This window comes from Streptomyces sp. NPDC088553 (assembly GCF_044752965.1).
GTDB lineage: Bacteria > Actinomycetota > Actinomycetes > Streptomycetales > Streptomycetaceae > Streptomyces.
In genome coordinates, this window is the sequence record NZ_JBIVMG010000006.1 from 534,126 (window position 1) to 550,898 (window position 16,773).

14 protein-coding genes are annotated in these 16,773 nt (G+C 71.3%); 6 read left to right on the forward strand and 8 right to left on the reverse strand.

Translation table 11 applies throughout. The features are described 5' to 3' along the window. Positions 1 to 28 precede the first annotated feature (28 nt). Positions 29 to 913, forward strand: coding sequence for a prohibitin family protein (locus ACIP8Z_RS23110; RefSeq protein ID WP_319316042.1), 885 nt, complete (start codon positions 29 to 31; stop codon positions 911 to 913). A 118-nt stretch (positions 914 to 1,031) separates the two neighbouring features. On the opposite strand, the gene ACIP8Z_RS23115 is transcribed toward ACIP8Z_RS23110, so the two are convergent. Beyond that, positions 1,032 to 1,706, reverse strand: coding sequence for a Crp/Fnr family transcriptional regulator (locus tag ACIP8Z_RS23115; protein ID WP_015034542.1), 675 nt, complete (start codon positions 1,704 to 1,706; stop codon positions 1,032 to 1,034). Between the two features lie 254 nt (positions 1,707 to 1,960). Between ACIP8Z_RS23115 and nth the strand changes: the two genes are divergently transcribed. The 3 genes from nth to ACIP8Z_RS23130 all read left to right on the forward strand — a co-directional run bounded on the left by nth (position 1,961) and on the right by ACIP8Z_RS23130 (position 4,924). Next, positions 1,961 to 2,875 (forward strand): endonuclease III, encoded by a 915-nt coding sequence (nth, locus tag ACIP8Z_RS23120; RefSeq protein ID WP_402086220.1) that lies wholly within the window; start codon positions 1,961 to 1,963, stop codon positions 2,873 to 2,875. A 78-nt stretch (positions 2,876 to 2,953) separates the two neighbouring features. After that, the gene (locus ACIP8Z_RS23125; protein WP_402086222.1) at positions 2,954 to 3,658 is read left to right on the forward strand and encodes an NUDIX hydrolase; all 705 of its coding nucleotides are present in this window, start codon (positions 2,954 to 2,956) and stop codon (positions 3,656 to 3,658) included. A 66-nt stretch (positions 3,659 to 3,724) separates the two neighbouring features. Then, the gene (locus ACIP8Z_RS23130; protein WP_402086224.1) at positions 3,725 to 4,924 is read left to right on the forward strand and encodes a MarP family serine protease; all 1,200 of its coding nucleotides are present in this window, start codon (positions 3,725 to 3,727) and stop codon (positions 4,922 to 4,924) included. A gap of 83 nt (positions 4,925 to 5,007) precedes the next feature. Here ACIP8Z_RS23130 and ACIP8Z_RS23135 read toward each other — a convergent pair whose 3' ends face one another. The 6 genes from ACIP8Z_RS23135 to ACIP8Z_RS23160 form a co-directional block, all read right to left on the reverse strand. Further along, complete coding sequence (locus tag ACIP8Z_RS23135) at positions 5,008 to 5,205, reverse strand: hypothetical protein (protein WP_319316060.1); 198 nt, start codon at positions 5,203 to 5,205, stop codon at positions 5,008 to 5,010. Between the two features lie 166 nt (positions 5,206 to 5,371). Then, positions 5,372 to 6,310 (reverse strand): alpha/beta fold hydrolase, encoded by a 939-nt coding sequence (locus ACIP8Z_RS23140; protein WP_402086227.1) that lies wholly within the window; start codon positions 6,308 to 6,310, stop codon positions 5,372 to 5,374. Beyond that, on the reverse strand, positions 6,307 to 6,804 hold the full coding sequence (locus tag ACIP8Z_RS23145) for a phage holin family protein (protein WP_402086230.1): 498 nt from the start codon (positions 6,802 to 6,804) through the stop codon (positions 6,307 to 6,309). The genes ACIP8Z_RS23140 and ACIP8Z_RS23145 overlap by 4 nt, the downstream gene beginning before the upstream one ends. A 57-nt stretch (positions 6,805 to 6,861) precedes the next feature. Continuing rightward, positions 6,862 to 8,256, reverse strand: a complete 1,395-nt coding sequence (gene nhaA / locus ACIP8Z_RS23150; RefSeq protein ID WP_402086233.1) for a Na+/H+ antiporter NhaA — start codon at positions 8,254 to 8,256, stop codon at positions 6,862 to 6,864. 308 nt (positions 8,257 to 8,564) lie between these two features. Next, a complete protein-coding gene (gene acs / locus ACIP8Z_RS23155) occupies positions 8,565 to 10,520 on the reverse strand; it encodes an acetate--CoA ligase (protein WP_402086236.1) in 1,956 nt (651 codons plus the stop codon). A 287-nt stretch (positions 10,521 to 10,807) separates the two neighbouring features. Next, entirely contained in the window at positions 10,808 to 13,162 is a 2,355-nt protein-coding gene (locus ACIP8Z_RS23160) for a SulP family inorganic anion transporter (protein ID WP_402086238.1), read from the reverse strand. 313 nt (positions 13,163 to 13,475) lie between these two features. On the opposite strand from ACIP8Z_RS23160, the gene ACIP8Z_RS23165 reads away from it, so the two are divergent. Beyond that, a complete protein-coding gene (locus ACIP8Z_RS23165) occupies positions 13,476 to 14,804 on the forward strand; it encodes a hypothetical protein (protein WP_402086240.1) in 1,329 nt (442 codons plus the stop codon). Between the two features lie 63 nt (positions 14,805 to 14,867). On the opposite strand, the gene ACIP8Z_RS23170 is transcribed toward ACIP8Z_RS23165, so the two are convergent. Further along, the gene (locus ACIP8Z_RS23170) at positions 14,868 to 15,851 is read right to left on the reverse strand and encodes an ATP-binding protein (protein ID WP_402086243.1); all 984 of its coding nucleotides are present in this window, start codon (positions 15,849 to 15,851) and stop codon (positions 14,868 to 14,870) included. A 102-nt stretch (positions 15,852 to 15,953) separates the two neighbouring features. Between ACIP8Z_RS23170 and ACIP8Z_RS23175 the strand changes: the two genes are divergently transcribed. Next, positions 15,954 to 16,772 carry an oxidoreductase gene (locus ACIP8Z_RS23175; RefSeq protein WP_319316078.1) on the forward strand — a complete coding sequence of 273 codons (819 nt, stop codon included), beginning with the start codon at positions 15,954 to 15,956 and terminating at the stop codon, positions 16,770 to 16,772. The last annotated feature ends 1 nt before the right edge of the window (position 16,773 follow it).

Sequence of the window (16,773 nt, forward strand, 5' to 3'; positions counted from 1 at the left end):
CTGGTCGTAGCTTTCGGGGGGAACGCCCGTGTTCGTCATCGCCATCCTGCTGGTCATAGCCGCAGTGGTGCTCTTTTTCGTCGGTCGCGCCAACGACTCCAAGGGGCTGAAGTTCGGCGCCCTCGGTGCGGTCCTGGCCGGCGTGTTCTCGTTGATCGTGAGCATGACGTACGTGATCAGCGCGTACGAGGTCGGTGTGCCGGTCGCCTTCGGCAAGGTCGGCTCGCCCATGACCTCCGGCATGCACGTGAAGTCGCCCTTCACCGACGTCACGACCTTCTCGACCCGCCCGGTCGACCTCAACCTCTCCGACAAGGACGTGGTCGAGGTCCGCTCCTCGCAGGGCGGCGTCATGTACGTCGAGGTGACGGTGAAGTGGGCCGTCGTCCCGAGCAAGGCCGTGGAGCTCTACAAGCTCGCGGGCAGCGAGGACTCGATCCAGCAGCGCCTCGTCTACCCCGACAGCCGGGAGATCGTCCGTAACGTCTTCGCCCGCTACACCAGCGAGCAGGGCTACGCCTCCGACCGCGAGAAGATCAACGCCGAGATCGGCACCCTGATCAAGGAGCGCCTGGTCCCGCGCGGCATCGACGTGACCACGGTCAACCTGCGCAACGTGAAGCCCTCGGACGCCCTCCAGGGCCAGATCGACCGCAAGATCCAGCAGCAGCAGGCCACCGAGCGCGCCACCGAGGCCGCCCGCACGGCCAAGGCCGAGGCCGACCGGCGCCGGATCGAGGCGGAGGGCATCGCCCGCGCCAACAAGATCCTGAACGACTCGCTGACGGACCGGGTCCTGATGAACCAGTGCATCGACGCGTTCAAGGAGGCCGCGGCGAAGAATCCGATCTACACCGTGCCCTGCGCGAACGGCTCCTCGGCGCCGGTGATCGTGGACGGCTCGAAGCGCTGACGACGAGCCCTGAGGCGTACGTGAAGCCCTGAGGCGTACGAGAAAGGGCCGCCCCGGTCTGACGGCCGGGGCGGCCCTTTCTCGTACGAGGATGCCTACCGCTCGCGTACGAGCACGCCTACCGCGAGCGCTTCGCGAGGCGCTCCACGTCCAGCAGGATCACGGCGCGGGCCTCCAGACGCAGCCAGCCGCGCTGGGCGAAGTCGGCGAGCGCCTTGTTGACCGTCTCGCGGGAGGCGCCGACCAGCTGGGCCAGCTCCTCCTGGGTGAGGTCGTGGACGACGTGGATGCCCTCCTCCGACTGCACGCCGAAGCGGCGCGACAGGTCGAGGAGCGCGCGGGCCACACGGCCCGGGACGTCGGAGAAGACCAGGTCGGACATCTGGTCGTTGGTCTTGCGCAGTCGGCGGGCGACCGCGCGCAGCAGCGCGGTGGCCACCTCGGGGCGGGCGTTCAGCCAGGGCTGGAGGTCGCCGTGGCCCAGGCCGAGCAGCTTGACCTCGGTCAGCGCGGTGGCGGTGGCGGTGCGCGGGCCCGGGTCGAAGAGCGACAGCTCACCGATCAGCTCGCCGGGACCGAGGACGGCCAGCATGTTCTCCCGGCCGTCGGGGGAGGTGCGGTGCAGCTTCACCTTGCCCTCGGTGACCACGTACAGGCGGTCGCCGGGGTCGCCCTCGTGGAAGAGCGCGTCGCCACGGGCGAGCGTCGCCTCACTCATCGAGGCGCGCAGCTCGGCAGCCTGCTCGTCATCGAGCGCCGCGAAGAGCGGGGCGCGCCGCAGAACGTCGTCCACGAGTTCTCTCCATACTGTCGACCTGCTCAGGGACCTGCGTCCCATGATGCCGGACGTACAAAACCGTGCGATCAATCACAACAAGTTTGACGTACCGAGTCGCTCGTCCGTACGTCAGGGGCCCGATTGGGCGCTGATCGGCCACGCCCGGGGCGGATGTCGGTGGTGGCCCCTAGGCTGGTCGGGTGTCCAACTCGCCGGTGAGAGCGCAGGCCAAGGGGGCTGAAAGAGTGTCGGCCGAAGGTAATTCCGCTGTGGGCGAACACGGCGTGTCGAAACGGGCGAAAGCCGCAAATCGGAAGCCCGCGGAGTCCGCGAAGCCCGCGAAGGCGGCCGGGTCCGCGAAGCCGGCGAAGGCGGCCGGGTCCGCGCCCGCCAAGCCGGCGAGGCCCGCCAAGCCCGAGTCGCGGCTCGCGATGGTCCGCCGGGCCCGCAGGATCAACCGCGAGCTCGCCGAGGTCTTCCCGTACGCCCATCCGGAGCTCGACTTCCGCAACCCCTTCGAGCTGCTCGTCGCCACGGTCCTCTCGGCGCAGACCACCGACCTGCGGGTCAACCAGACCACCCCGGCCCTCTTCGCGAAGTACCCCACGCCCGAGGACCTCGCCGCCGCCGTGCCCGAGGAGGTCGAGGAGCTCATCCGCCCCACCGGCTTCTTCCGTGCCAAGACCAAGTCGATCATGGGTCTCGCCGCCGCCCTCCGGGACGACTTCGGCGGCGAGGTCCCCGGCCGCCTCGAAGACCTCGTCAAGCTCCCCGGCGTCGGCCGCAAGACCGCCTTCGTCGTCCTCGGCAACGCCTTCGGGGTCCCCGGCATCACCGTCGACACCCACTTCATGCGGCTCGTCCGGCGCTGGCGGTGGACCGAGTCCGACGACCCCGTGAAGATCGAGGCCGAGGTCGCCACGATCTTCCCGAAGAGCGAGTGGACGATGCTCTCGCACCGGGTGATCTTCCACGGCCGCCGCATCTGCCACGCCCGCAAGCCGGCCTGCGGCGCCTGCCCGATCACCCACCTCTGCCCGTCGTACGGGGAGGGCGAGACCGACCCGGAGAAGGCGAGGAAGCTGCTCAAGTACGAGATGGGCGGCTTCCCCGGCCAGCGGCTCGACCCGCCGCCCGGCTACCCGGGCCGCCCGGCGCCCCCGCTGGGCGCGAGCGACGGCTGAGTGCGTCCCGGCCCGTCCGGAAAGCTCACGAGGGAACGAACCCGTACATCGATCGCGTTGTGAAACTCGGGGGTGCCTATGACGCGCACTGACGAAGAGATCCACGGGCCCGGCACCGGCGGGCTGCTCAGCAAGGACGGGCTGCCCGACTGGCTCGAACCCGTCGACCGGGCCGCCCGCACGGTCGAGCCCGAGCAGCTGAGCCGCTTCCTGCCGCCCGCGAGCGGCGCCGGGCGGCAGTCCGCCGTCCTCGTCCTCTTCGGCGAGGGCGACCGCGGCCCCGAGCTGCTGCTCATGGAGCGGGCCGGCAGCCTCCGCTCGCACGCGGGACAGCCGTCCTTCCCCGGCGGCGCCCTCGACCCCGAGGACGGCGCCCCGGCGGACGGCGGGCTGCTGCGCGCCGCCCTGCGCGAGGCCCAGGAGGAGACCGGGCTCGACCCGGCGGGCGTCCAGCTCTTCGCCGTCCTTCCCCAGCTCTACATCCCGGTCAGCGGCTTCGTCGTCACCCCGGTCCTCGGCTGGTGGCGCGCCCCCAGCCCCGTCGGGGTCGTCGACCCCGGCGAGACCGCCCGGGTCTTCACCGTGCCCGTGGCCGATCTCACGGATCCCGCGAACCGCGCGACCGCGGTCCATCCGAGCGGCCACCAGGGCCCCGCGTTCCTGGTCGCATCCGCTCTGGTCTGGGGTTTTACGGCCGGCGTGATCGACAGACTGCTGCATTTCTCCGGCTGGGAGCGCCCCTGGGACCGGTCCAAGCAGGTCCCGCTCGACTGGCGCTCATGACAGGCTGAACCCCGGCGGAACGGCTGATCCCCGGCGACCGGAAACGAATCTGCGAGGCAATTGACGGTGAACGTGCTGGACATCTTGTTGCTGCTCGCCGCCGTCTGGTTCGCGATCATCGGTTACCGCCAGGGATTCGTGGTCGGCATCCTGTCGGTGATCGGCTTCCTCGGCGGCGGCCTCGTCGCCGTCCTGCTGCTGCCGGTTCTCTGGGACCAGCTCACCGACAACAGCGAGGTCTCGACCACGGCGACGGTCGTCTTCGTGATGGTGGTCATCGTCTGCGCCTCCGTCGGCCAGGCCTTCACCACCCACCTGGGCAACAAGCTGCGCCGCCACATCACCTGGTCGCCCGCCCGCGCCCTCGACGCCACCGGCGGCGCCCTGGTCAACGTCGTCGCGATGCTGCTCGTGGCCTGGCTGATCGGCTCGGGCCTCGCCCGCACCACCATGCCCACCCTGGGCAAGGAGGTGCGGAACTCCAAGGTCCTGCTCGGCGTCGAGCAGGTGATGCCCGATCAGGCCTCCCGCTGGTTCGACGACTTCAGCTCCACCCTGGCCCGCAGCGGCTTCCCGCCGGTCTTCAGCCCCTTCGCCAACGAGCCGATCACCCCGGTGATGCCTCCCGACCCGGCGCTCGCCCAGAGCCCGGTGGCCGCCCGCGCCCAGCGCTCCATCGTGAAGGTCGTCGGCACCGCGCAGAGTTGCGGCAAGGTCCTCGAAGGCACCGGATTCGTCTTCGCCGACCGCCGCATCATGACCAACGCCCACGTCGTCGGCGGCGTCGACGAGCCGACCGTCCAGATAGGCGGCGAGGGCAGGCTCTATGACGCCAAGGTCGTCCTCTACGACTGGCGGCGCGACATCGCCGTCCTGGACGTGCCGGACCTCAAGGCCACCCCGCTGGCCTTCACCGACGAGGACGCCCGCAGCGGCGACAGCGCGATCGTCGCCGGGTTCCCGGAGAACGGCTCGTACGACGTGCGCTCGGCGCGCGTGCGCGGCCGTATCAACGCGGACGGACCCGACATCTACCGCCGGGGCGAGGTGCGCAGGGACGTGTACTCGCTGTACACGACGGTCCGCCAGGGCAACTCCGGCGGCCCGCTCCTCACCGTCGACGGCGAGGTGTCCGGCGTGATCTTCGCCCGCTCCCTCGACGACGCGAACACCGGCTACGCCCTGACCGTCGACGAGATCCGCGAGGACATCGAACTCGGCAGGACCGCGAACCAGCAGGTCGACACCCAGGCCTGCGCGCTGTAGTCCCGCGACCTCCGCGACCGCGGGCGCCCGTCCGCTGTGGCGACGGGCGCCCGCGGCGCTGTCAGGGGTGCTGTCGGATGCTGTTACGGGGTGTCGCGGGGATGCCTGAGCCGGGCCGAGACCCAGCGGGCCCGGCGGCGGAGGATGCGTGAGATCCCCACCCCCTGCGCGGCGTGCGTACCGCCCGGGTCCGGCGGTCCGACCCCCTCGCGGGAGCCCTGCCCGGCGGCCGAGCGGCGGTTGCGTGCTGTCGTGTCACCGTAGTCGTGCGTCCAGCCCATACTTCGACGTCTGCCCGTGCCCCAAGGTCGGTAACCGCCCGGGGGCCCGCCAATTGGAGTATGCGCGAGGCACATGGCCGTTCGAAGGAAGTCTGTACGCCCCGGGGCGGCCAGAGGCACCGTCAGCGGCCGGCCGGGGTCCTTCCGGAGCCGGCCCGGGGGGCCGTCAGCGGTCGGGCTCGGGGTCCTTCAGCCAGTTGACGAGCTCCGTCGAGAAGGCCACCGGGTCCTCCTCATGAGGGAAGTGCCCGAGCCCGTCGAAGAGCCGCCAGCGGTACGGCGCCTCCACGTACTCGCCCGACCCCGCGGCGCTGCGGGTCCGCATCACCGGGTCCAGGGAGCCGTGCAGATGCAGGGTCGGCACCCGCACCGGCCGCTTCATGCGCCGGTTGAACTGGATGCCGTCCGGTCGGGCCAGGGACCGCACCATCCAGCGGTACGGCTCGATCGAGCAGTGCGCCGTCGACGGGACCAGCATCGCCCGCCGGTACACCTCGATCGCCTGCTCCTCGGAGGGACGGACCGGCTGCGGCCCCGACCAGTCCCGGATCAGCTCGCCCACCAGCGCCGCGTCGTCCGCGACGAGCTGACGCTCCGGCAGCCACGGCCGCTGGAAACCCCAGATGTGCGAACCGGCCCGCGACTGGGCGAAGTCGGAGAGCATCGCCGAACGCCAGCGGCGCGGGTGCGGCATCGAGGAGACCACGAGCCGGCGCACCAGCTTGGGCCGCATGACGGCCGCCGTCCAGGCGAGATAGCCGCCCAGGTCGTGCCCGACGAGCGCCGCGTCCGGCTCGCCCAGCGAGCGGATCACCCCGGTGACGTCGAGCGCCAGGTTGGCGGGGTCGTAACCCCGGGGGGTGCGGTCGCTGCCGCCGACCCCGCGCAGGTCCATCGCGACGGCCCGGAAGCCGGCCTCGGCGAGCAGGGGCAGCTGATGGCGCCAGGTCCACCAGAACTGCGGGAAGCCGTGCAGGAGCAGCACCAGCGGGCCGTCGCCCATCTCGGCGATGTGGAAGCGGGCACCGTTGGCGGCCACGTCGCGATGGGTCCACGGCCCGTCGAGCCGGACGGGCCCGCCGTTGCTGCTCTCGGGGAGGGTCATACGGACGAGCGTGCCACAGTGGGGGCCGAGTCCAGCGCCTTGTCCAGTGCCTTGGCGGGCTCGGGACGCGGGTGCGGCTTGACGGTGGAGATCACCGCGGCCGTCTTCTTGGCCGAGGCGATGGACTTCTCCGGCGGCTTGACCTTCTTGAACTTGGCGTACGCGATCACGCCGAGCAGCACCGCGAGCAGCACGTTCGCCGCGAAGGAGAGCAGGAAGCACCAGACGAGGTTCCAGCCCCCGTTCCCGTTGTGCCCGCCGGTCCAGGTGTTGATGGCGTACGCGAGCGCGAAGCTCAGCATCGGCAGGGAGAACAGCAGCACGACCGCGGCCGTGATCCCGGCCGCGCTCCCGATCACACCGCGCTTGACGTCCTGCCTGATCTCGGCCTTGGCCAGGGCGAGCTCGTCGTGCACCAGCGCGGACATCTCGGCGGTCGCCGAGGCGACCAGCTGGCCGAGGCTGCGCTCGGTGCCGTCGTACGGGTCGCTCATCGCTGCTCCCTCTTCTCTTCTGCGGTCCGAGTTCTCTTCTACGCGGTCCGACTCAGATCATGCCGGACGGTCGGCCTCGTCGCGCGGTGCCCCCGCCAGTTGGGCGCGCTGACGGTGTTCCGCGGCCTTCTTCTCGTAGATCTCGGCCATCCGCAGGTGGTACGCCGGGTCGTGCTCCTCGTAGATGTCGGGGATGCCGTCCTGGTCGTCGTCGCGCTCCTCGTCGGAGACCAGGGCCTGGTACCTGCGGACCCGCAGCTTCAGCAGGACGGCGGCGAGGACGGCCGCGATGAGCGACCCGATGAGGACCGCGGCCTTCACCTCGTCGGTGAGGGCCTCGTCCCCGGCGAAGGCGAGCTCGCCGATGAGCAGCGACACGGTGAAGCCGATGCCGGCGAGGGTGGCGACGGCGAAGACGTCCGGCCATCTCAGGTCGGGGTTGAGCTCCGCACGGGTGAAGCGGGCGGCCAGCCAGGTGCCGCCGAAGATGCCGACCGCCTTGCCGACGACGAGACCGAGGACGACGCCGAGGGTGACGGGCTGGGTGAACACGTCGTGGATCGCGCCGCCGGAGATGCTCACGCCGGCCGAGAAGAGCGCGAACAGCGGGACGGCGAGGCCGGCCGAGAGCGGTCGGACGAGGTGCTCGATGTGCTCGCCCGGGGAGCGCTTCTCGCCCTCCCGGGTGGTGCAGCGGAGCATCAGGCCCATGGCGACACCGGCGATGGTGGCGTGGACGCCGCTGTTGTACATCAGGCCCCAGATGACCAGGGCCAGCGGGACGTACACGTACCAGCCGCGGACCTCCTTGCGGAGCAGCAGCCAGAAGAGGAGCAGTCCGGCGAAGGCGCCGCCGAGCGCGGCGAAGTTCAGGTCGCTGGTGAAGAAGATCGCGATGATCAGGATCGCGAAGAGGTCGTCGACGACGGCGAGGGTGAGCAGGAAGGCGCGCAGCGCGGAGGGAAGCGAGGTGCCGATCACGGCGAGGACGGCGAGCGCGAAGGCGATGTCCGTGGCGGTGGGGACGGCCCAGCCGTCCATCGAGCCGTTGCCGAGGGTGTTGACCAGGGCGTAGACGAGGGCGGGCGCGGCCATGCCGCAGAGGGCGGCGATGACGGGGAGCGCGGCCGCCTTGGGGTCGCGCAGTTCGCCCGCGACGAGTTCGCGCTTGAGCTCGATGCCGGCGACGAAGAAGAAGATCGCGAGGAGGCCGTCGGCCGCCCAGTGCTGGATCGAGAGGTCGAGGCCGAGGGCGGCGGGGCCCATGTGGAAGTCGCTGACGGCCTCGTAGCTGCCGCTGAGGGCGTTGGCCCAGATGAGGGCGGCGACGGCGGCGACGAGGAGCAGGACACCACCGACGGTCTCGGTGCGCAGGGCGTCGGTGAGGTACTGACGCTCGGGCAGGGGGAGACGGCCGAGGAACTTGCGGTCGGTGGGTGCGGGCGCGGCCACGGGGGAGAACCTCCGGTCGGGTGGGCAGGACTGAGCACATGCCGACCAGACTTCCCGGCGCACCTAGGTTTCCTTGTCGCGTCGTTGACGCGATCCTTACTTTACCTAACGAGCGGGGGTTGGGTCCGGTGAGATTCACTTTAGGGATGTTTGCGGCTTTCGTCCCTTCGGGGAAGGGCAAGCGAAACGCCCGCCCCCACGGGATCGGGGCGGGCGTTCCGCTGCGTACGGGCGGGCGTCCCGTTCGTACGGGCGAGGTGCTCGCGTCGCGTACGGGCGAGGTGCTTCGCGTCGCGTACGGGCCGGGCTCAGTCCTCGCTGGAGGCGGACGGCAGCTGGGTCTGGATGAGCGACATGACCGAGGAGTCGGTCAGCGTCGTGACATCGCCCAGCTCGCGGTTCTCCGCCACGTCGCGCAGCAGACGGCGCATGATCTTGCCCGAGCGGGTCTTCGGCAGTTCCGCCACCGGCAGGACACGCTTCGGCTTGGCGATCGGACCGAGGGTCGCGCCGACGTGGTTGCGGAGCTCGGCGACCAGGTTGTCGTCCTGGCTGGCCGTACCGCGCAGGATGACGAAGGCGACGATCGCCTGACCGGTGGTCTCGTCGGCGGCGCCGACGACGGCCGCCTCGGCGACGGCCGGGTGCGAGACGAGGGCCGACTCGACCTCGGTGGTCGAGATGTTGTGACCGGAGACGAGCATGACGTCGTCGACCCGGCCGAGCAGCCAGATGTCGCCGTCCTCGTCCTTCTTGGCCCCGTCACCGGCGAAGTACTTGCCCTCGAAGCGGGACCAGTAGGTGTCGATGTAGCGCTGGTCGTCGCCCCAGATGGTGCGGAGCATCGACGGCCACGGCTCGGTGAGGACCAGGTAGCCACCGCCGCCGTTGGGCACCTCGTTGGCCTCGTCGTCGACGACGGTCGCGGCGATGCCCGGCAGCGGGCGCTGGGCGGAGCCCGGCTTGGTCTCGGTGACGCCCGGCAGCGGCGAGATCATCATCGCGCCGGTCTCGGTCTGCCACCAGGTGTCCACGATCGGGGTGCTGCCCGCGCCGATGTGCTCGCGGTACCAGACCCAGGCCTCGGGGTTGATCGGCTCGCCGACCGAACCGAGCACCCGCAGGCTCGACAGGTCGAACTTGGCGGGGATGTCGTCGCCCCACTTCATGAACGTGCGGATCGCGGTCGGCGCCGTGTAGAGGATGGTGACGCCGTACTTCTGCACGATCTCCCAGAACCGCCCCTGGTGCGGGGTGTCCGGGGTGCCCTCGTACATGACCTGCGTCGCCCCGTTGGCCAGCGGGCCGTAGACGATGTACGAGTGCCCGGTGACCCAGCCGATGTCGGCGGTGCACCAGTAGACGTCGCTCTCCGGCTTGAGGTCGAAGACGGCGTGGTGGGTGTACGCGGCCTGGGTGAGGTAGCCGCCGGAGGTGTGCAGGATGCCCTTCGGCTTCCCCGTGGTGCCCGAGGTGTAGAGGATGAAGAGCGGGTGCTCCGCCTCGAAGGCCTCGGGGGTGTGCTCGGCGGACTGGCGGGCGACGATGTCGTCCCACCACACGTCGCGGCCCTCGGTGAACGCGGTCTCCTGGCCCGTACGGCGGACCACGAGGACGTGCTCGACCTGCGGGCACTTGGCGACGGCCTCGTCGATGGCCGGCTTGAGGGCGCTCGGCTTGCCGCGGCGGTAGCCGCCGTCGGCGGTGACGACCAGCTTGGCGTCGGCGTCCTGGATGCGGGAGGCCACGGCGTCGGCCGAGAAGCCGCCGAAGACCACCGAGTGGGCGGCGCCGACGCGGGCGCAGGCCAGCATCGTGATGGCCGCCTCGGGGATCATCGGCAGGTAGACGGCGACGCGGTCGCCCTTGCGGACACCCAGCTCGGTCAGGGCGTTGGCCGCCTTGGAGACCTCGTCCTTGAGCTCGGCGTAGGTGATCGAGCGGCTGTCGCCCGGCTCTCCCTCGAAGTGGATGGCGACCCGGTCGCCGTGGCCGGCCTCGACGTGCCGGTCGACGCAGTTGTACGCCACGTTCAGCTCGCCGTCCGCGAACCACTTGGCGAACGGCGGGTTCGACCAGTCGAGGGTCTCGGTCGGCTCGGTGGCCCAGGTCAGGCGCTTGGCCTGCTCGGCCCAGAAGCCCAGCCTGTCCGCCTTGGCCTGCTCGTACGCCTCCGCCGTCACGTTGGCGTGCGCGGCCAGCTCGGCGGGCGGCGAAAATCGACGCTCTTCCCGAAGCAGATTGGCCAGGCTTTCGTTGCTCACGACATCTCCCTTTCCCAGGGCGTCCTCTGTGCGTATGTGTCCCGCGTCATAGCTCATCAGTCGGAGGCCCGGGTGACAAGAGCCTCCAGGCAATTGGTTTAGACCTGTGAGCCGTCTGGTGTGCGGGGGCCCCTTCTCCCGAGCGGTCGGAGAAGGGGCCACACAGTCTCACGGACCGGGGGAGCGGAAGGTTCAGGACGCGCTGCACGTCCTGATCAGGAGCTCTGCCCCGTCCTGACCGGGACGCGCTGCTCCGCCCCGATCGGGACGTGCTGCTCCGCCCGTGGTCAGGACGCTCTCGCCGCTTCCAGGGGCTCCGTCGGCATGACCTGGGTGAAGACGTCGTCGTACGAGTGCACCTCGTCCGTCCCGGAGAGGAGGTACGCCTGTGCCTCGCCCACATGGAAGTACACGCCGTGCAGCGAGAGCGTGCCCTCGGCGAGCCGCCGCGCCACCGACTCGTACGCCCGCAGGTGCTCCAACTGCTGGACCACATTGGTCAGACAGAGCTGCTCGACCGCGTCCGCCGGAAGCCGCCCGGAGATCCGGGCCCAGGCGTGTCTCCGGCTCGCCATCCGCTCCAGGCTGGGCCGGCCGTGACGCAGCCAGCGGCGGAGCGGGGTCGGCGGGTCGTCCGGGCCGGCGTTGAGCAGGGCCTGCATCGCGCCGCAGCCGGAATGGCCGCAGACGGTGATCGACTCGACCCGCAGCACCTCCACCGCGTACTCGATCGCCGCCGCCACCGAGTCGTCGCCGCTCTCCTCGCCGGGCAGGGGGACGAGGTTCCCGACGTTCCGCACGGTGAAGAGGTCGCCGGGGCCGCTCGACGTGATCATGCTGGTGACGAGGCGGGAGTCGGCGCAGGTCAGGAAGAGCTGCGAGGGGGTCTGGCCCTCCCGGGCGAGCCGTGCGAGCTCGTCCCGCACCAGCGGGGCCGTGTTCCGCTGGAACTTGCCGATGCCGCTGGCCAGCTTCAGACCCGTCGTACGAGGGGTCTCCACGTCCTCGTCGGGCCGCTCGTCCGGCTGCTCGCCGCACTGGTGGTTGTGCCACGGCGTCCAGGGCCGGCAGCAGGTGTGCGCGGCGGCGGCCGAGGGGGTGGGGTCGGCGATCCTCGTGCCGGACGGGCCGGTCGTCTCGACCGTCCCGCCGTGGGCGAGGTGCCCCGCGGTCCAGTCGCTGAGCGTCTCGTAGGCGGCGTGGTCCATGAAGGAGCCGTCGAGCTCGACCACCACGTCCGAACCGTGCGGCAGTTGGTGCAGGGCCCGGCTCAGCCGGGGCACGGCGAGGAAGGTCAGCTGGCCCCGGACGTGCAGCAGCTGGCGCCCGTCCCGCTCCTCACGGGTGATCCGGGTCCGGGCGAGCCGGTGCAGGGCGACCGCGATGGCCACGCCGATGCCGAGGGCGACCCCCTCCAGGATGCCGATGAGGACGACGCCGGACAGCGTCACCGCGTAGACGACGACCTCGCGGTGCCGGGTGACGGTACGGATGTGGGTGATGCTCACCATCTGGATGCCGACCACCATGACCAGGGCGGCGAGCGCGGGCAGCGGGATCAGGTCGAGCACGGGCACGAGCAGCAGGGCCGCGAGCACGATCCACAGACCGTGCAGCATCGTGGAGGCGCGGCTCACCGCGCCCGCCGAGACGTTGGCGACGCTGCGGACCGCGACGCCGGCGACCGGCAGGCCGCCGAGCGCCCCGGAGACCACGTTGGCGGCGCCCTGACCGGCGAGTTCGCGGTCGAGGGCGGAGCGCGGGATGCCCCGGCCGCCGTCCGGGCGGGCGGCGACCAGCTTGTCGACCGCGACGGCGGACAGCAGCGACTGCACGCTGGTGACCAGAGTGATCGTCAGCACCCCGGCCGCGATGCCGAGCACCGGGCCCTCGGGCAGCCCGGGCAGGGCGTGGCTGCTCCACGAGGGCAGGTCGACGCGAGGGACGGCGAGTCCGGCGAACGCCGCCACCGCCGTCGCCCCGATCACCGCGACGAGCGCGGCCGGGACCTTGCGTACGAGCTTCCCGGCCCGGCCGGGCAGCCGGGGCCAGCACAGCAGCACGGCCACGGTGAGGGCGCTGATGCCGAGCGCCGCCGGGTGGATGTGCGCCAACTGGGCGGGCAGGCCGAGGACGTTGTCGACGGCGGAGCTCTGTGGGGTGCTGCCGAGCACGATGTGGAGCTGGGCCAGGGCGATGGTGACGCCGATGCCGGCGAGCATGCCGTGCACGATCGCGGGTGAGACGGCGAGCGCCGAGCGGGCCACCCGGAGGGCGGAGAGCCCGAGTTGGACGAGCCCGGCGAGCACGGTGATGGCGCAGGTGGTGCGCCAGCCGTACAGCTGGATGAGCTCGGCGGTCACCACGGTGAGGCCGGCGGCGGGGCCGCTGACCTGGAGCGGGGAGCCGCCGAACCGGCCGGCGACCAGACCGCCGACGGCGGCGGCGACCAGGCCGGACTGGAGCGGGGCTCCGGTGGCGAGCGCGATGCCGAGCGAGAGCGGCAGCGCGATCAGGAAGACGGCGACGGACGCCGACAGATCGGCGCCGGCGATACGGAAGCGGCGCGGCGGCCCCGGCGGGCTGTGGGGCCGCTGGACGCGGGGTCGGTTGGTCGTGCGGGCAGGGGTGCAGAGGGTCATTCCCGTCTCCTCCGGGGCGGCGCGGTCGCGGTTCGTGCGGGACGAACGAGGGGGCTCGCGGCCGTGGGTCACGGCGTGCAGCGGCGGGATGCATTGCGGTGGCAAGGCGGGATCCGCGACAGGGCGAGGATCAACGCTCGGTAAATGGATCGTAATGCAGAGTAAAGACTGCGGCATTAATTTCGGGGCAAACAGGGCAATGATTCACCGGTTCCGGTGAAGGATGAACGGATTGCCGCTTGTCGTTTCATCTGTCCGGCTGTCGCGGTGCGACGTTGACGCCGCTCGTACGGAACCGAGGAGAGGTGCGCGGATGACAGCCGCCGGGAGAAGGACCACTGCCCAGAGGAAGGCGCTCGCCGCCGGTGCCCTCGCCATCGCCCTGATCGGTGGCCTCGCCGGCTGCTCGGGCTCCGACGGCACCGTCACGAAGAGCGCGCCGGGCGGTACGGGCGCCAGGAAGCCGGCCGCCGCCCCGCCGAACACCGTCCGCCTGATCGGCGACGGCTCCACCGCCTTCACCGGCGCCCAGCCCCACCAGCCCGTCTGGCAGCGCCTCAAGCCGGGCGAGACCCCGCCGCAGTTCGTCGTCTTCTCGTGGGACGGCGCCGGAGAGGACAGCCAGAAGCTCTTCTCCCACTTCCGTAAGGTCGGCAGGAAGTACGACGCCACCATGACGTACTTCCTCAGCGGCGTGTACCTGCTGCCCGAGGAGAAGCGGGAGCTCTACGACCCGCCGCAGCACAGCGCCGGGCGCTCCGACATCGGCTTCAACGACACCGAGGGCATCCGTGCCACCGTCCGCGAACTGCGCGGCGCGTGGCAGGAGGGCAACGAGATCGGCACCCACTTCAACGGCCACTTCTGCGGGGCCGAGGGCGGCGTCGGCACCTGGTCCGTCGAGGAGTGGAAGAGCGAGATCCGGCAGGCCAAGTCCTTCGTCAAGAACTGGAAGACCAACTCGGGGCTGCGCGCCGAGCAGCCCTTGCCCTTCGACTACGACAAGGAGCTCGTCGGCGCCCGCACCCCCTGCCTCGAAGGCCGGACGAACTTCGTCCAGGCGGCGGCGCAGCTGGGCTTCCGCTACGACACGAGCGGCGTCAACGACCACATCTGGCCCAAGAAGGACCTGGGCCTGTGGGACCTGTCGCTCCAGCTCGTGCCGGTCCCCGGCCGCGCCTTCCAGACGCTGTCCATGGACTACAACTTCATGGTCAACCAGTCCCCGGGCACGACCCAGGGCGCCCCGTCCCAGCGCGAGTACTGGGGCGACCAGATGCGGGACGGTCTGGTGCAGGCCTTCGAGCGCTCCTACCGGGGCAACCGCGCGCCGCTGATCATCGGCAATCACTTCGAGTCCTGGAACGGTGGCGTGTACATGCGAGCCATCGAGGAGACCATCGCCACGGTCTGCGTCCAGAAGGACGTGAAGTGCGTGTCCTTCCGGCAGCTCGCCGACTGGCTCGACGCCCAGGACCCCGACGTCATCGCCAAGATGCGCACCCTGAAGGTCGGCGAGGCCCCGGCGGCCGGCTGGAAGGCCTTCCTCGCCCCCCAGCCGGCGACGGCCCCGTCCGCCCCCGCGGCAGGCGCCCCGGCCCCGGCCGCCGGTCGCCCCGGCGACGGGCGTCGAGCAGGCTGAACGACGCCCAGGCCCTCGGCCGACGCGGTCAGCCGAGGGCCTGGGCGGTCATCGGCTCGCCGATCACCCGAGCCGAGCGGTCATCGGCTCGCCGAGTACGAAGTCGGGGTCGACCTGGGCAGCCAGGTCGGCCCCGGTTTTGGCGTTGCCCCAGCTCTCCGCGTTGCGCAGGTGGAAGTGGACCATCTGGCGCGTGTAGCGGTCCCAGTCGCGGTCGGCGTACGAGTCGTCCGCCGCGTCCTGGAGGGCCTGGAGCGACATGCGGTTCTCCGCCTCCAGGAGCTCGAAGCGGGGCGGGCGGCCCTTCTCCATCGCGCGGACCCAGTCCGAGTGGCCCACCGTCACGAGCAGGTCGTCGCCTACCTCCGCGCGCAGGAAGTCCAGGTCGTCCTGGCCCTGCACCTTGTTGCCGACGACCTTCAGCGCGACGCCGAAGTCCCGCGCGTACTCCTTGTACTGGCGGTAGACCGAGACGCCCTTGCGGGTCGGCTCGGCGACCAGGAACGTCATGTCGAAGCGGGTGAAGAGGCCGGAGGCGAAGGAGTCCGAGCCGGCGGTCATGTCGACCACCACGTACTCGTCGGCGCCGTCGACCAGGTGGTTCAGGCAGAGCTCCACCGCGCCGACCTTCGAGTGGTAGCAGGACACCCCGAGGTCCGACTCCGTGAAGGGGCCGGTCGCCATCAGGCGGATCTCGCCGTCGTCGAGCGGCACCGTCCGTGCGCAGGCCTCGTAGACCGGGTTCTCCTCGCGGACCCGCAGCAGCCGCGAACCCTCCCCGGGAGGCGTCGTCTTGATCATCGTGTCGGCGGAGACGATCCGCGGGTTGCTGCCCCGCAGGTACTCCTTGATCAGCGGCAGATGCGCGCCCATCGCGGGCAGCGCGGCGGCGTCCTCGTCGGGCAGGCCGAGCGCGGCGCCCAGGTGCTGGTTGATGTCGGCGTCCACGGCTACGACCGGGGCTTCGTTGGCGGCGAGGTGGCGGATGAAGAGCGAGGACAGCGTGGTCTTGCCGCTGCCGCCCTTCCCCACGAAAGCGATCTTCATGTTCACCTAGCGTAGTGGCATGAACGCGGCGCGTGGTCGGGATGCGTGAAGAAGACCACTCCATCGTGGGGCGGGCCGCCGGGGCGCGTAGCCTCCCTACTTATGAGTACGCACGCCTCTGACCCCTTGGCCGCCCTCGGCTCCCTGCCGGGCGTCGCCGACGCGGTGGACTCCGTACGCAAGGCCGTCGACCGGGTCTACGGCCACCGTGTGATGCGCCGCCGCAGCAACGAGATCTCCTCCGAGGCGGCCCTGCGCGGGGCGCGCGGCTCGGCCGCCCTGTCCGGCGCCGACTGGGCCCTGGAAGAGGTCCGCCGCCGCACCGACTTCAGCGCCGACGCCGAGGCCCGCACGGTCGGCGCCGCGCTGCGGCTCGGCGCCGAGGCCGGGCAGCTGCTCTCCATCTGGCGCCAGTCGCCGCTGCGGGTGCTCGCCCGGCTCCACCTGGTCGCCGCGGGCGACCCGGGCGCATCGGTGGGCCGGCCCCGGCTGGACGGCGAGACGGTCGACGAACCCCTGGTCACGGCCCCGCTGCCGACGCCCGCCGAGGTCGGCGGACGACTCGACGGCCTGGCGGAGCTGATCGTCGCGGGCGGCGAGGCCCCTGCGCTCGTGACGGCCGCCGTGGTCCATGGCGAACTGCTCGCGCTGCGCCCCTTCACCTCGTACAACGGTCTGGTCGCCCGGGCCGCCGAGCGGATCGCGCTGGTCGGCAGCGGCCTCGACCCCAAGGCGATCTGCCCGGCGGAGGTCGGGCACGCGGAGCAGGGACGGGCCGCGTACCTCGCCGCGTTCGAGGGATACCTGTCGGGGACCCCGGAGGGCGTGGGCGGCTGGATCGCGCACTGCGGGCGCTCGGTCGAGCTCGGTGTCCGCGAGTCGACGGCCGTGTGCGAGGCCCTCCAGCGCGGCGCGGCCTGAA

Coding starts and splice junctions, on each gene's coding strand:
- ACIP8Z_RS23125 (WP_402086222.1), top strand. CDS start 2,954: ATGACGCGCACTGACGAAGAGATCCACGGGCCCGGCACCGGCGGGCTG.
- ACIP8Z_RS23135 (WP_319316060.1), bottom strand. CDS start 5,205: ATGGGCTGGACGCACGACTACGGTGACACGACAGCACGCAACCGCCGC.
- ACIP8Z_RS23140 (WP_402086227.1), bottom strand. CDS start 6,310: ATGACCCTCCCCGAGAGCAGCAACGGCGGGCCCGTCCGGCTCGACGGG.
- ACIP8Z_RS23145 (WP_402086230.1), bottom strand. CDS start 6,804: ATGAGCGACCCGTACGACGGCACCGAGCGCAGCCTCGGCCAGCTGGTC.
- ACIP8Z_RS23160 (WP_402086238.1), bottom strand. CDS start 13,162: ATGACCCTCTGCACCCCTGCCCGCACGACCAACCGACCCCGCGTCCAG.
- ACIP8Z_RS23165 (WP_402086240.1), top strand. CDS start 13,476: ATGACAGCCGCCGGGAGAAGGACCACTGCCCAGAGGAAGGCGCTCGCC.
- ACIP8Z_RS23170 (WP_402086243.1), bottom strand. CDS start 15,851: ATGAAGATCGCTTTCGTGGGGAAGGGCGGCAGCGGCAAGACCACGCTG.
- ACIP8Z_RS23175 (WP_319316078.1), top strand. CDS start 15,954: ATGAGTACGCACGCCTCTGACCCCTTGGCCGCCCTCGGCTCCCTGCCG.